The sequence below is a fragment of the Streptomyces beihaiensis genome, from assembly GCF_026274175.1.
Classification (GTDB): domain Bacteria; phylum Actinomycetota; class Actinomycetes; order Streptomycetales; family Streptomycetaceae; genus Streptomyces; species Streptomyces beihaiensis.
Genome location: NZ_JAPHNL010000332.1, coordinates 1 through 14,804, shown reverse-complemented (window position 1 = coordinate 14,804; position 14,804 = coordinate 1). Strand labels below are relative to the sequence as shown.

At 71.7% G+C, this 14,804-nt stretch carries 12 protein-coding genes; 7 read left to right on the top strand and 5 right to left on the bottom strand.

Features of this window, described 5'->3' with window-relative positions; all coding sequences use genetic code 11:
* Positions 1-66: 66 nt before the first annotated feature.
* Complete coding sequence (locus OFY01_RS30805) at positions 67-2,742, top strand: ligand-binding sensor domain-containing protein (RefSeq protein ID WP_266605533.1); 2,676 nt, start codon at positions 67-69, stop codon at positions 2,740-2,742.
* Positions 2,743-2,768: 26 nt separating this feature from the next.
* Here the strand turns inward: OFY01_RS30805 and OFY01_RS30800 are convergent, their stop codons facing one another.
* Positions 2,769-3,356 carry a hypothetical protein gene (locus OFY01_RS30800; protein WP_266605531.1) on the bottom strand — a complete coding sequence of 196 codons (588 nt, stop codon included), beginning with the start codon at positions 3,354-3,356 and terminating at the stop codon, positions 2,769-2,771.
* A gap of 227 nt (positions 3,357-3,583) precedes the next feature.
* On the opposite strand from OFY01_RS30800, the gene OFY01_RS30795 reads away from it, so the two are divergent.
* Positions 3,584-5,884 carry a CDP-glycerol glycerophosphotransferase family protein gene (locus OFY01_RS30795; protein WP_266605529.1) on the top strand — a complete coding sequence of 767 codons (2,301 nt, stop codon included), beginning with the start codon at positions 3,584-3,586 and terminating at the stop codon, positions 5,882-5,884.
* A 32-nt stretch (positions 5,885-5,916) separates the two neighbouring features.
* Entirely contained in the window at positions 5,917-7,605 is a 1,689-nt protein-coding gene (locus OFY01_RS30790) for a glycosyltransferase family 2 protein (RefSeq protein WP_266605527.1), read from the top strand.
* Between the two features lie 172 nt (positions 7,606-7,777).
* On the opposite strand, the gene OFY01_RS30785 is transcribed toward OFY01_RS30790, so the two are convergent.
* On the bottom strand, positions 7,778-7,957 hold the full coding sequence (locus OFY01_RS30785) for a hypothetical protein (protein ID WP_266605525.1): 180 nt from the start codon (positions 7,955-7,957) through the stop codon (positions 7,778-7,780).
* 293 nt (positions 7,958-8,250) lie between these two features.
* On the opposite strand from OFY01_RS30785, the gene OFY01_RS30780 reads away from it, so the two are divergent.
* On the top strand, positions 8,251-9,441 hold the full coding sequence (locus OFY01_RS30780) for an acyltransferase family protein (protein WP_266605523.1): 1,191 nt from the start codon (positions 8,251-8,253) through the stop codon (positions 9,439-9,441).
* 127 nt (positions 9,442-9,568) lie between these two features.
* On the opposite strand, the gene OFY01_RS30775 is transcribed toward OFY01_RS30780, so the two are convergent.
* Positions 9,569-10,252: a class I SAM-dependent DNA methyltransferase gene (locus OFY01_RS30775; RefSeq protein WP_266605521.1), complete on the bottom strand. Its 684-nt coding sequence runs from the start codon at positions 10,250-10,252 to the stop codon at positions 9,569-9,571.
* Between the two features lie 198 nt (positions 10,253-10,450).
* Positions 10,451-11,554, bottom strand: a complete 1,104-nt coding sequence (gene ku, locus OFY01_RS30770; RefSeq protein ID WP_266605519.1) for a non-homologous end joining protein Ku — start codon at positions 11,552-11,554, stop codon at positions 10,451-10,453.
* A gap of 61 nt (positions 11,555-11,615) precedes the next feature.
* Between ku and ligD the strand changes: the two genes are divergently transcribed.
* Positions 11,616-12,500 (top strand): non-homologous end-joining DNA ligase, encoded by an 885-nt coding sequence (gene ligD, locus OFY01_RS30765; RefSeq protein ID WP_266605517.1) that lies wholly within the window; start codon positions 11,616-11,618, stop codon positions 12,498-12,500.
* A 123-nt stretch (positions 12,501-12,623) separates the two neighbouring features.
* Here the strand turns inward: ligD and OFY01_RS30760 are convergent, their stop codons facing one another.
* Positions 12,624-13,427 (bottom strand): NERD domain-containing protein, encoded by an 804-nt coding sequence (locus OFY01_RS30760; protein WP_266605515.1) that lies wholly within the window; start codon positions 13,425-13,427, stop codon positions 12,624-12,626.
* 115 nt (positions 13,428-13,542) lie between these two features.
* Between OFY01_RS30760 and OFY01_RS30755 the strand changes: the two genes are divergently transcribed.
* Complete coding sequence (locus OFY01_RS30755) at positions 13,543-14,013, top strand: hypothetical protein (protein ID WP_266605513.1); 471 nt, start codon at positions 13,543-13,545, stop codon at positions 14,011-14,013.
* A 58-nt stretch (positions 14,014-14,071) separates the two neighbouring features.
* Positions 14,072-14,713, top strand: a complete 642-nt coding sequence (locus OFY01_RS30750; protein WP_266605512.1) for a class F sortase — start codon at positions 14,072-14,074, stop codon at positions 14,711-14,713.
* Positions 14,714-14,804 lie beyond the last annotated feature (91 nt).

Genomic DNA, 14,804 nt, shown 5'->3' with positions numbered 1-14,804 from the left:
GTGCGCACGCCAAGATCACCCCTGCGTCGGGGCACCCCCATGAGCCCGGCGCAGGGAGGAGAGGGCATGTTGCCCCCAAGACATCAACGACGGCTCATAACCTGCGCCGTTGTGGCCGCGTCGTTCGGACTGGTGACCACCCAGTCGTTCGCCGCGCAGAGCGACACCGGACCCCGACCCTGGCAGGCGGGCCACCAGGCCGCGATAGGGCGGGAGCACATCAAGGCACTGCACGCGGGGCACGGGATGTCCTCGTTCGCCGCGTCCGAGGACGACGGCGGCGCCGACGAGGCGGAGAACTCCGCCGAGTCCACGGCACAGTTCACCGAGGCGCGCACCGCCCCCGGTGTGGTCGCGCCCGGCGCGTACGGGGCGGCCTGGCAGCAGCTCCAGTCGATGCGGCACACGGGCGGCCACTGGAACCACGTCACCAAGAAGGCGTACAACTCCGACGACCCCCGCTACCGCGATGTGAACTCCAACTCCAGCGGTGGCTCGGGCTATGTGACCGGACGCATCACCGGTATCGCGGCCGACGACCACGGTTACGTGTACGCGGGCGGCGCCAATGGCGGTGTCTTCCGGTCCAGGACCGGCGGCGGGCACTGGAAGCCGATCGCCGACAAGCTGCCGTCCCTGTCGACGGGCACCCTCGCCCTCGACGGCAAGAAGCGGCTCTGGTACGCCACCGGCGAGTCCAACACCGGGGCGACCTCCTTCGCGGGCACGGGCGTCTACGTCCTCAAGCACCCGCACCACGGCACCTTCCAGCCGGGCGACCGCGTGGGCGGCGCCGAGCTGGAGAGCACCGTCATCCATGCCCTGCGCTTCGCGGGCACCAAGGTCTGGGCGGCCACCAGCACCGGCGTCTGGTCGCACTCCACGACGACCCTGTCCGGGCCGTGGAAGCACGAGTTCGCGCCCAACCCGGACTATCTGCCGAACGGTTCGAAGGCGGACGACCCGAGCGCGCCGTACAAGAACATCGCCAACGACATCGCCGTCGACCCCAAGGACCCGAGCAAGGTCCTGCTCGCGGTCGGCTGGCGCAGCGGCGACTCGTACAACGGTCTGTACGCCAAGAAGGACGGCGCCTGGAAGCGGGTCAGCGGGCTCGGTGACCTGCCCACCAGCAGTGACGACGTCGGGAACATGACGTTCGCCGCCGCGGCCGACGGTTCGCGCCTGTACGCCGTCGACCAGTCGCCGGCGCAGATGGCGTCCAACCCGGACAGTGGGCTCAAGGGCGTGTACGTCTCGAAGAACGGTTCGCCGTTCGGCCCTTGGACCCGGATCGCGGACTACAAGCAGCTGAAGAACTCCGGCTCGGCGCTCCAGGGCGACGGCTACCAGCCCGGCATCCAGGCCTGGTACAACCAGTTCCTCCAGGTCGACCCGTCCGACGCCGACCACGTCTACCTGGGCCTCGAAGAGGTCTTCGAGACGAAGAACGGCGGAGAGAGCTGGACCGTTCCCGGCCCGTACTGGAACTTCAACTTCCCGTGCTGGAGCATCGACCCGTCGAAGCAGACCGGTGACTGCTTCCCCACCACGCACTCCGACCAGCACGCGGTGGCGATCGGCAGCTACAAGGGCAAGTCGTGGGCCTATGTGGGCAACGACGGCGGCATCTACCGGCGTCCGCTGCACGGCGCCGTCGACTCCGGCGGCCACGCCAAGGACTGGCAGTCCCTCAACGACGGCACCCTTGACACCCTCCAGTACTACTCGGTGGGCGTCGGCCGGGACCGTGACCACGGCGGCGTCTCGGTGACCGGTGGCCTCCAGGACAACGGGCAGTCGATCCTGCGCGGCCACGACAAGGTCATGGGGTCCAACTTCGGCGGTGACGGCGGCGACACCATCACCGACCCCGCCAACGGCTGCAACATCGCCGAGGAGTACGTCTACCTCGACATGTGGGTCACCCAGAACTGCGGTGTCAACGACGGCTCGTGGACCACGGACCCGTCCAAGGCCACCGAGTACGAGGTCGCCCCGCCGGACAAGGACAAGGGTGGTGCGGGCGCCCGCTTCATCGCGCCCATCGCCGCGGACGCCAAGAACGGCAACACCTGGATCGCGGGCGGCCGCCACGTGTGGGTGCAGACCAAGGGCTTCGCGATCCGCTCCGGCAAGGAGTGGAACGACGCCTACGACCTCGGTGAGGGCCACGTGGCCACCGCCGTCGCGTCCTCCGGCGGCACGGTCTACGTCGGCTGGTGCGGCCCCTGCAACAACCAGGGCTTCACCCGTGGCATCGCGGTCGGCAACGCCGACGGCACCGGCTGGCACCAGCTGAACCTGCCCGTCGACGGTACGATCCCGAACCGCTACATCTCGGGCTTCGACATCGACCCGCACAACGCGCGGCACGTGTACGTGGCCGTGAACGGCTTCTCCCGCCGCTTCACCGAGGGCCCGGGGGCCGGTTTCGGCCACATCTTCGAGTCGAAGAACGGCGGCAAGAGCTGGACCGACATCTCGGCCAACCTGCCCGACGTCCCCGCCGACACGGTCAAGGTCCTCCCGAACGGCTCGCTCGCCCTCGGCACCGACCTGGCCACCTTCTACCGTCCGGCGGGCGCCACCGAGTGGCAGGTCCTCGGCCACCGGCTGCCCACCACCGCCGTGATGGAGCTGCGGCTCGGCCCGGACCACAAGCTGTACGCCGCCACGCACGGGCGCGGCATCTGGTCCTTCGACGTCCGTCGTCTCCGCAGCCGCCGACACCACCACTGAGCGCTTTCGTACGGCGGCGTACCAGGTCACTGCACCTGGTACGCCGCCACGCTCAGCACAAGCCGGAAGACGGGATCGGCGTCCGTGCCCCACGTGACGGACACCGATCCCGTTCGCGCTGCCCGCACGGTGACGCGGCCGGTCCCGTCGGGGTCCGTGGTGGTCGAGGTCACCGTCGCCAGCATCGGATTGCCGCTGCGCGGCCGTGGCCAGGGCTTTCCGGGGCGGGGCCGCAGCACCACGGTCACCGTCGTCCCGGTCCGTACGCACAACTTCCGTACGGGCGGGTCTTCGGGGGCGTGGGTGACGGTGACGGGGCCGGTGACACAGGCCGGTGCGGCGGAGGACGGCGAAGGCGGGGCCGAGGGCGAGGCCGAGCGTGAGGCCGAGGGCGGGACCGAGGGCGCGTCAGTCGGCTCGGAGGTCGGCGCCGCGGAGGGTGAGACGGAGTTCCTGCCCGTTCCGCCGCCGTTCCCGTCGGCGGAACGGCCACCGCTTCCTGCGGCACCGGCGCCGGTACCCCCGCAGGCCGTCAGCAGGCAGGCCACGGCGGCCAGGGTCGGCACCAGGGCCGTGCCCCACCTGGACGCCCCGGACCGGGGTCTGTGCTCCATCGCCACAACCGCTCCCTCGGCTCACCGAACGCACTGCTGTGACGTTCCGTGCCGCGATCCGGTTCCCGTGCCCGCGCCGGCACACGCTCCGGCGTCCGCCAGGGCTCCCACCGCGGGACGCGGGGTGCCGTTCTTTGATCATCCATCAGTCCGGCTCACCCGACTCTTACTCCGCGCCGCTAGCGTCCTGCGCGAAATTCCGCCCGTCGTCGTCAGGACCGTCGCCCATGACCACCTTCACCGTCGTCGTCACCGCCTTCGACGCACGGGGCCACCTCCGCGAGTGCCTGACCGGCATCCTGGACGGAGCCTGTACTGGTCCGGGTCCGGGTCCCGGCCGCGGTCACGGTCACGAGGTAGAGGTCGAGATCGTCGTCGTCGACGACGGCTCCTCGGGCGCCACCACGGCGCTCGTCGACGAGTACGCGCGGCGCGACGAACGGGTGCGGGCGGTGCGCCTGCCACGCCGGCTACCGGCCGGGGCCGCTCGGGCGGCCGGGGCCGCTCGGGCGGGCGGCACCGGCGACTACCTGCTGTTCCTCGAAGGGCGCGACATCCTCATGCCGGGAGCGCTCGCCGCACTGGCCCGCCGCGCCGAGGAGGCCGGGCGGCCGGACCTCATCGTCTTCGACCACGTCCGTTCGACCTGGGCCGGCGCCACGACCGGCACCGGTGACGGGCGGCTGTTCGCCGCGACCGGCCGCGCCGTCCTCACCGTCGGGGATCAGCCGCGGATGCTGCATCTGACACCGACGGTCGCCAACCGCGTGCTGCGCGCCGACTTCTTCGCCGCGCATCCCGAACTGTTCGGCCAGGACGAGTACGCCGAAGTCCTCCCGGCCATCGGCTCCCTGCTGGCCGCCGGGAGCATCGCGGTCGTCGACGACGTCCTGCTCGACCGCCACGAGCACGGGACACCGCCGAGCGCGGCAGGGGCGTTCGACCTCCTCTCGCAGTACGAGGCGCTGTGGCGGCTGCTCGACGACAGCGGAAGCGGCGGCGACGGCCACGGCGGCGCGCCCCGGTCGGGCCGGGTCGCCCGGATCGTCTTCGGCGGGATGGCCGGGCGATATCTGAAGGTGCTGGGTCTGCCGGGTCTCTCGGACCCCGACCGGGCGGAGTTCTTCCACCGCGCCTCCGCGCACTTCCGCCGCTACAAGCCCGCCGACTACCAGCGGCCACCCGACCTCACCGGCCTGCGCCACGCCGTCCTGGAGCGCGACTCCTACTGTGGCTACCAGGCGCTGCGGTCCGCGAACCGGGGCCGCCGCGGCGTGCGGGCCCTCGCGGGCACGGCGCGCAGGAAGGCCGCCGACGCGGCGAAGAAGGGCGCCTACCGCGAGCAGTTGCGGCGCCCGGTCGACGAGAACCTCGCCGTCTTCTCCGCGTACTGGGACCGCGGTGTCACCTGCAGCCCGGCAGCCGTCTGCGCCAAGCTCGCCGAACTCGCCCCGCACATCCGCCGGGTGTGGGTGGTCCGCCGCGACGACGCGCCGCTGGTGCCGGACGGGACGGACCACGTGGTGCCGGGCTCGCGCCGCTACTGGAGCGTCATGGCGCGCGCCAAGTACCTGGTCAACAACGTCAATTTCGCCGACTCCGTCGTCAAGCGTCCCGGCCAGATCCATGTGCAGACCCACCACGGCACCCCGCTGAAGCGGATGGGCACCGACCAGGTCCCGTACCGGGCCACCTCGCGCGGCGTCGACTACGAGGCGCTGCTCGACCGGTGCGCCCGCTGGGACTACAGCGTCTCCGCCAACCGCCACTCGACCGAGATCTGGGAGCGCGCCTACCCCGTCCCGTTCACCTCGCTCGACTACGGATATCCGCGCAACGACGTGTACTTCACCGCGACCGCCGACGACGTGCTGCGCGTGCGCGAGCGGCTCGGCATCGCCCCCGGCCGCAAGGCCCTGCTGTACGCGCCGACGCACCGGGACTACGAATCCGCGTGGACGCCGCGCCTCGACCTGGAGCGCCTCGCGCGGACCCTGGGCGACGACTTCGTCCTGCTGGTGCGCGGACACTACTTCTACGACCGCGGTCCCTCGCCGCTGGAGGAGTTGCACCGGCGCGGCCGGATCATCGACGTGTCCGCGTACGGCTCCGTCGAGGAGCTGGCCCTGGCGTCCGACGCGCTGATCACCGACTACTCCTCGGTGATGTTCGACTACGCCAACCTGGACCGGCCGATCGTGATCCTCGCCGACGACTGGGAGACCTACTCCGTCACCCGTGGCGTCTACTTCGACCTCACCGAGCGGGCACCGGGCGCGGTCGCCACGAGCCAGGGCGAGATCGAGCGGCTCTTCCTGGACGGCGGCTGGCGCGACGAGGACGCGACGGCCAGGCGGGCCGCGTTCCGGCGCGCGTTCTGCGACTTCGACGACGGGCACGCCGCCGAGCGGGTCGTGCGCCATGTCTTCCTCGGGCAGCCGGACACCCCGCGGGTCGTCCCGCTCGACCACCGGGTGCCCGCGCCGTCCCCCGAGGCGGCCGCCGCGCTCGCCCTTTCCGCCAAGTGACGCACACCGAGCCGTTCCCACCAGGAGGACCCATGGCCGAGGCGGCCCCCGACGTCACCGTCACGGTGATCGGGTACAACGACGCCGAGCGACTGCCGCGCGCGGTGGAGTCGTTGCGCCGGCAGAGCCTGCGCTCCCTTGAGATCATCGTCAGCGACGACCACTCCACGGACCACACCCCTGAGGTGGTACGGGAGTTGGCGGCGCGGGACGACCGGATCGTCTATCTGCGGCTGCCGGAGAACAGCGGAGGGTGCGGCGCCCCGCGCAACGCGGCGATCGAGATCGCGCGGGCGCCGTATCTGATGTTCCTCGACAGCGACGACGAACTTCCCGAGCGGGCCTGCGAGATCCTGCTCGACGCGCTGCGCGCGGACGACGAGGCGGACTTCGCGATGGGCGCCGTCGAACGGATCCGCACCGACACCGGGTCCGTCTCGCCGTGGCACCCGCACCTGTTCGGCGGGCCCGCACGGCGCACGGTGCGCGGTGTCCGGGAGGAGCCGGGCGTGCTCTTCGAGCACCTGTCGACCAACAAGATGTACCGACGGGAGTTCATCGACCGGCACACGCTGCGCTTCCCGCTCGGCATCCACTACGAGGACCAGCTGTTCTCGGCGCGGGCGTACTGTCTCGCCCGCGCCTTCACCATCGTCCCCGAACCGGTCTACCGCTGGTACATCTCGCCGCTTGAGGCCGCGGACGCGCTCTCCATCTCGAACCAGCGCCACCGCGTCGAGAACGTCCGCGACCGGATCAACGTCGCCCGGCTCATCGACGCGTTCCTGGCCGACAGCGGCCACCAGGACATCAAGGCCGACAAGGACTACAAGTTCCTCAAGCACGACCTGCGGATGTACACCGGCGACCTGCCGTACCGCACGCCCGAGTGGATCAAGCGGTTCGACGACGAGGTCTCCCCCTACCTCGCCACCCTCACGCCCGAGGCGTTCGAGCGTCTGCCGCGCGACCACCGGGTCGTCATCCGTCTTGTGCGTGACGGGCGGTACGAGGAGGCACGGATCGCCGCGCGCGGCATGGACCGGCGGGTCGGGCCGCGCGAGGTCGCGCAGGACGCCGCGGGGCACGTCTACTGGGGCCCGGTCGTCCCCGCCGCCCCGGACTCCGCCCGCGAGCTCGACATCACCGATCTGGCGTTGCGCGCCAGGCCGTTCCGCGACGCCCTGCTGCGGCACGAGGTCACCCGCGTCGCCCCGGCCGACGGGGCACGCGTCACGCTGGACGTCCGCACGTACGATCCGGGCCGCCGGCTGCCGACGGGCCCGGTCGTGGCGACGGTCGAGCTGGCTCCCGCGCGCGAGCGGCTGCGCGCCTCGTTCCGGCTGGACCCGGTCCGGCCGGGCCTGTTCGAGGGCAGCGTCACCCTGGACCTCGGCGCGGTGGCGCTGCCGCCGCACGGTTTCTCCGGGCGCCGCCACCCGGTGCTCGCCATCACCCGCCACGGTCAGCGCAACACCGGCGTGCTGCTCGCCCCGCTGGACTTCCCCCGGCTGAGCCGGGAGGTCGGCTACCGGCGCGGCACGGCGGGGCACCGCGTGACCGTCGAGCCCGAGGGCCATGGTGCCGGACGTGTCCAGGTCACGTGGGAGCGGGCCGGCCTGCTGGCCAAGGCGGAGCCGCACCTGCCCGCCCTGCGCAAGGCGGTCGGCCCGGCCCTGCGCCGAACCCGCCGCCTGGTCCGCGCCCTGGGGGCCGGGTAGGGGGTGGCCCGGGGCGGCCTGCGGGGCCGGGGTTGTGCAGACCTACGTGCTCCGCGCCGTTGTGACGGCGTGCGGTAAGAGCGGGGCGGGAAGCGCGCGAGAACGCGGTAGGACGCGGTAGGACGCGGTAGGACGCGATGGTGGAACCGCGGTGGCGGTCGGGCGAACGGGCCTACTCGAAGTAGGACCTCAGCGTCTCCAGGAGGGGCGCCCCGTCGTCGCTCCCGCCCAGGTCCTCGTCCTCGTCGTTCTCGGGAAGCGAGTCGGTCAGGTCGCTCACCGCGTCGTCGTCGGTGCCGTCGAAGCTGTTGTCGAAACGGTCGTCGAAGCTGCCGTCGAAGTCATGCGCCACGGTCGTCACGTTGTCGCAACGAGGTAAGGCACCTGCGGCGTTGAGGTGAGAGCCGGGTGAGAGTGGCCGAAATCCGGCCCCCTGTTCGTCACGACTGCAAACAGTTGTCCGTTTTTGCGGTTCGCTACCCGTAATCGGGGCACTGATGTGTGACGGGTGCCACCCATGACCAGCACAGGTTTACGTGCGCCGCTCCGGGTGACTACGGTGCCTTGGATGTCTCGCAGCCATCTCGATCTCGTAAACCCTGGAAGACGGGAATGGAGTGCCCTAGGTTCCATCGAGGAGGGATCGTGAGCGACCCGGTACAACTTCGGGCGCACCGCTCACCGTTGCCCGCCCAGAACCTCGCGGCGCCGCCCGCTCCGACGGCCACCACCGCCCCGCAGAAGTCGCATGCGCAGAGCAGACAGCAGAGCAGCCGGCAGGGCAGACAGGCGGGCAGCGGCAAGGACTCGGGCACGACGCGCGACGCCTTCTTCGACAACGCGAAGTACCTGGCGATCGTGCTGGTCGCCATGGGGCACGCGTGGGAGCCGCTGCGAGACGGCAGCCGGGCCGCGTCCGCCCTGTACATCACCGTGTACGCGTTTCACATGCCGGCCTTCATCGTCATCTCCGGCTACTTCTCACGGAACTTCGACGCGAGTCCTGCTCGGATCAAGCGGCTCATCACCGGTGTCGCCGTGCCGTACGTGGTGTTCGAGGTCGCCTACACGATGTTCAAGCGTGTCGCCGGGCACGACCCCACGTATCCGATCAGCCTGCTCGACCCCTGGTACCTGACCTGGTTCCTGATCGCGCTGTTCGTGTGGCGGCTCACCACCCCGCTGTGGAAGGTCATCCGCCGGCCGCTGCCGCTCGCCCTGGTCATCGCCGCGCTCGCCTCGCTCTCCCCCGAGATCGGCAACGACCTGGACCTGCAACGAGTGCTGCAGTTCCTGCCGTTCTTCGTCCTCGGCCTGTGCCTCAAGCCGGAGCACTTCCAACTCGTCCGTGGCCGACGGGCGCGCACGGTGGCGCTGCCGGTCGCCGCGGGCGCGCTCGCCTTCGCCTACTGGGCGGCGCCGCGGATGAACGCCGCGTGGTTCTACCACCGCGACAGCGCCCAGGAACTCGGGTCTCCCGCCTGGGTCGGGCCGGTGATGACGCTGGCGATGTTCGGCTGCTCGGTCGTGCTGACCGCCTGCTTCTTCGCCTGGGTGCCGGGCCGCAGGATGTGGTGCACCGCCCTCGGCGCGGGGACGCTGTACGGCTACCTGCTGCACGGCTTCGTCGCCAAGGGCTCCCGCTTCTGGGGCTGGTACGACGTGGACTGGGTGCACACGCCGTGGGGCGAGGTCGTCGTGACACTGGGCGCGATGTGCCTCGTCACGGCACTGTGCACACCGCCCGTGCGGCGGGTGTTCCGGTTCGTCATGGAGCCCAGGATGGAGTGGGCGTTGCGGCGCGACTCGGCGCGATCGGCCCGGCAGCACGGTTAGTCGGGGGGGCGCCGGCGGATCAGGTGTGACTCTGTCGCCCCCCGCGACCCGGCGATCCCGACCCCGCGGCCCCGCGGTCCCCCGACCCCGCGGTCCCGCGGCCCCGACAAGGTCGGCCGGGCAGCTCCTAGTCGTCCGACTTGCCTGACGACGTCTTCGGCGCCTCCTTTCTCGCCAGCACGTAGGCTTGCCTGGTGCGTTCGTTCTCGTACGGCTCGCGCACCAGGTGGGCCTCCGGTGTGAGGCCCGCGCCGACGAGCAGGCCGGTGACGCGCTCCGGGGTCAGACGGCGGAAGAGCAGATCCACCTTCTCGCCGAACGCCTCGGTCAGCCGCAGCGGTTCGTCGCCGACCTGGAAAGCGAGCAGCAGCGGGGCGCCCGGGGTGAGAACCCGATGGAACTCGGAGAACACGCGCGGCAGCAGCGGCGGCGGGGTGTGGATCACCGAGTACCAGGCGACGGCCCCGCCCAGCGAGCCGTCGGCCAGGTCCAGGTCGGTCATCGTGCCTTCGGTGAAGGCGAGATGCGGGTAGGCCGCGGAGGCCAACTGCACCATGCGGGGCGTCAGGTCGATACCGAAGGCGTCCACCCCGAGCTCATGCAGCAGCTGCGTGATCAGGCCGGGGCCGCAGCCGATGTCGGCCACGGGGCCCGCCCCCGGCTTCGTGGCCCGCTCGGCGAACGCGGCGAGCATGGCCCGGCCCAGCGCCCCGCTCTCCAGGTCGGCGCGGTCGCCGAAGTGCTCGGTGTAGCGGTCCGCGATGGCGTTGTAGCCGTCCCGGGTGCGGCTGATCTCGGTGTCGGTGGTCATGCCGATGACCGTATCGGCGGCCGCTGACATCGACGTGGACACCGACCGGTCGACAGTGGCTCCGGCGAACTCCGTACCCCAGGGCCTTGCCCCGGGCCGTGCCGTACTCCGGGCCGTGCCGTGCCCCGCACCCCGGGCCTTGCCCTGTGCCTCGTGCCCCATATTCCGTACTCGGTATCCCGGGCCCCGTGTTCCCCGTCAGGCCGAGGCCCTCCTGGTGCGCGTGCGTGACGTCGACTTCTTCGCCGCCGTCGCCTTCTTCTTCGCGGCGGGCTCGGCGGCCGACTTCGCCGCCGCCTTCGTGGTCCTCGTGGTCCTCTTCGTGGCCGTCTTCTTCGTGGTCGAGCCCGCCTTGCCCGGCGTCTGTTCGGGCGTCGTCCTCTTCGCCGCCGTTGACTTCTCCGCCTTCTCCGCCTTCTCCGCCTTCGCCGTCTTCGCCGTCTTCGTGGCCTTCCGGGCAGTGGCCTTCTTACGGGTGCGGCCGGCCAGGTGCGTCACCTCCGCCACCCCCTGGCCGGGCTCGCCGCGCGCCTCCTTGGCCGCCTGAACGCTGTTCTCCAGCGCGGCCATGAGGTCGATGACCCGGCCGCCACCCGTCGGCGCGGCCGGGGTGCGGACCGCCGCACCGCCCTCCGACTTCGCCGCGATCATCTCCTCGACGGCAGCGCGGTAGTCGTCGTGCAGATCCGAGATGTCGACCTCGCCGAGCGTGTCCATCAGGGCGTCCGCCAGGTCGAGTTCGGCGTCGCGGACGGTGACCGAGCTCTGCGGCGCCACGTCCTCCGGCGCGCGGATCTCGTCGGGCCACAGCAGCCCGTGCATCGCGATCACGTCGTCCACGACCCGCAGCATCCCGAGCCGTTCGCGACCGCGCAGCGCGAACTTCGCGATGGCGACCTTGCGGCTGCGTTTGAGCGCCTCGCGCAGCAGCGTGTACGGCTTGGCGGCGGGCACGCCGTTCGCGGCGAGGTAGTACGCCGCGCCCATCTGGAGCGGGTCGATACGGTCGGCCGGGACAAAGGCGACGATCTCGATGGTCTTGGCGGTCGGGATGGGCAGCCGGGCCAGGTCGTCCTCGGTGATCGGGACCATCGAGCCGTCCGCGTCCTCGTACGCCTTGCCGATCTCCTCGGCCGTGACCTCCTTGTCCTCCAGCTCGCACACCTTGCGGTAGCGGATGCGTCCGCCGTCCTCCAGGTGGATCTGGCGGAAGGAGATCGAGTGGCTCTCGGTGGCGTTGACCAGCTTGATCGGGATGCTCACCAGGCCGAAGGAGATGGCGCCGTTCCATATGGAGCGCACTATGTACCTCCCGGTTAGTCCCCTCCATGTACATATCTGCGGTATGCCAGATTATTACCCTATGGCACCCATCACAGAAGTGGAGGGGCGGCGGATCGCGCTCAGCAACCTGGACAAGGTGCTCTACCCGGCGACCGGGTTCACCAAGGGCGAGCTGCTGCACTACTACGCGACCACCGCCGGTGTGCTGCTCGCGCACCTGTACAACCGCCCGGTGTCGTTCCTGCGCTTTCCCGACGGCGTCGACGGCGAGCCGTTCTTCGCCAAGAACGTGCCGCCCGGAACTCCCTCCTGGGTGAAGACCGCCGAGGTGCCGCGCTCGGACGGGCCCGCGCGGCAGATCCTCGTACAGGACCTGCCGACGCTGATGTGGGCGGCGAACCTGGTCACCGAGTTCCACACCCCGCAGTGGCAGGCGGACTCGCCGGGCATGGCCGACCGGCTTGTGTTTGACCTCGATCCGGGGGCGCCCGCTGACGTCGTCGCATGCTGTGAGGTGGCGCTGTGGCTGCGCGAGCGGCTCGCCGCCGACGAGCTGCACGCGCGCGTGAAGACGTCAGGGTCCAAGGGGCTGCATCTGCTGGTGCCGCTCGTGCCGACGCCGTCCGAGCGGGTGAGCGCCTATGCGAAGGAGCTGGCGCGGCAGGCCGAGGCGGACCGGCCCGACCTGGTGGTGCACCGCATGACGCGCAGCCTGCGCCCCGGCAAGGTCTTCGTCGACCACAGCCAGAACTCCGCCAAGAAGACGACGGCCGCGCCGTACACGGTGCGCGCCCGCACGGAGCCGACCGTGTCGACGCCGGTGACCTGGGAGGAGGTCGAGCGCTGCGAGCACGCGCGTGACCTGGTGTTCCTCGCGGGCGACATCGCGGGGCGGCTGGCACGGTACGGCGACCTGATGGGACCGCTGATCAACCTCAACCGCGCGGGCCGGCTGCCGTCCTGAGCCGACTGCGTCCGCGCGCGCCGCGTTCGACCACGCCCCGTCCGAGAGCGTCGCACCTCAGGGCGCCGCATCCCAGGGCGCCGCATCCCAGGGCGCCGCTCTGGAGTCCGCTTCGAGCGGGCTCTATACGTGCGCCCACGTCCCCCGGTCCCTGGCCATCGCGAACAGGGCCTCTATGTCGGCGGGCTTGAGCACGCCGCCCGCGCGCGCGAAGCCGGGCACCTCGGGATCCGTCAGGACGCGCACGCCGCGCGGCGGCTGCTCCACCTCGACCTCGGCCGCCTCCACGACGACGAGCACCGCCCGCACCTCGGCGGTGAGCGCGTACGAGGCCCGTGACGCGGCCGACCGCACCCGGCGCAGCAATGGCGCGGGCTCGCCCCGGCCCGCCGCGACCAGCGGATCGCCGACCCGGACCCGCTGCTTGCGGGCGGGCAGCGTGTGCAGCGCGAAGAGCCCGCCGGGCCCGATCAGCAGATGGTGGAGGGTGTCGCCGCCGGGCAGCGGTACCGAGTGCAGCGTCCGCCAGCCCGCCCCGTCGAGCCCGTCCAGGGCCGCGCCGACCCGTTCCTGCGCGGCCAGCTCGCGGCGCCGCGGATCGCCGCGCAGCCTGCGCGGGGTGGCCGGGTCACGGTCGAGGGAGATCAGCAGGCCCTCACCGGGTCGGTTCGGCGCCAGGTCGTCGTCCGGGTGCAGGCTGAGCCGGGCCAGCTCGGCGGGGCTCGGCACCGGGGGCGGGCCGACCGTGACGCGGCCGGTGAGGAACGGGCCGAGCGCCCGCAGCACGTCCTCCTCGCTCGCCTCGCCGAGCAGGTTGACCCGGGCCGCGTCCCGGTCGTACCAGGCGACGCTGCGGCCGTCGCCCTCGCACACGTAGAGCCGCTCCTGGCCGTGTCGCCGAGTCGGCACAATGCGCAGTCCGCTCATCCCCATCACCCCATGACCATGGGAACAGCAAGGCCGCCGCGGGGCAAGAAGGCGCCATTTACCGCATCGGCCGCAGAGCTTGCGGCCGCTGTTACCAAGCCGCCGAATTGCCGTGATGGCCCGCTTCTACCGTTTCCTCATCGAATCGGACGGAGCCGCCATGATCCAGCAGCACCCGGCCCGCAGCGGCCTGCCCCACACCTGTCGCACGTTCCGCACATTCCGTACGTCCCTGCGCTCCGCGATCATCACCGCGGTGCTCGGCGGCGCGGTGATCGCGCCCACGGTGGCGTTCGCGGACGCCCAGGCCGAGACCCGCGCCGCCACCGCGCCCGCGCAGCACCGGCCCATCGCCCACAGCGCGCAGGACGGCACAGGCACAGGCACAGGCACAAGCACAAGCACAAGCACAAGCACCGGCACCGGCACCGGCACCGGCACCGAATCCATACCGGCGGGACCGGCCGTGCCCTCCGCCGCCGCGACCGCCAACCCGGTCTTCCTGATCGCGGGCGGCACGATGGCCGCCGCCGGAGCGGCTGGGCTCACCTGCTCCGCGATCCGGCGCGGCCGCGCGGACGGCTGAGCGGTCACCCCGGCCGCCGCAGCGCACCACTGCCACTTCTCGCCCCTGGAGTTCCGCCATGAAGGCCCTCGCACACCGTCGCCGTGCCTCCCTCGCCATGACCGCCCTGGTCGCGGTGCCGCTGGCCGCCGGGCTCGCCGCGTGCGGGCAGAACGGGGGCGGGGGCGGTGGACCGGCGCCCGACGTCAGCGTGCGTGACGCGAGCGCGGCGCCGCGGCCCGAGCGCGCCACGGCCGTCGCGCCGATGCCGCGGTCGATGCCGACGGGGCTGCGGATACCCTCGGCCGGGGTCGACGCGCGCGACATGCTGCGGCTCGGGCTCGACGCAGACCGTGAGCTACAGGTGCCGCCGGTCGGCCAGGCGGACGAGCCGGGCTGGTGGACAGGGAGCCCGACGCCGGGCCAGCGGGGCGCGGCGGTCGTGGTCGCGCACTACGACACCGCGCGCGGCCCGGCGCTCATGCGGAACATCGCCGAGGTGCACACGGGCGACACGATCGAGGTGCCCCGCGAGGACGGCAGGACGGCCACGTTCGAGGTGCGGGAGATCCAGCAGGTCAATAAAAAGGATTTCCCTACCCATAAGGTGTACGCACAGACCGACCGTCCCACGCTGCGCCTCGTGACCTGCGGGGGCCCCGTCGTGGGCGGCCACCGCAGTGACAACATCATCCTCTACGCCGACCTCGTCCATCACTGAGACGGGCGAACCCACCAGACAGGAGTGCCGTGACGCCCAGGCGCCCTTGGCACGCGGCCCTCGCCGCCGTGGCCGCCGCAGCCGCCGCGCT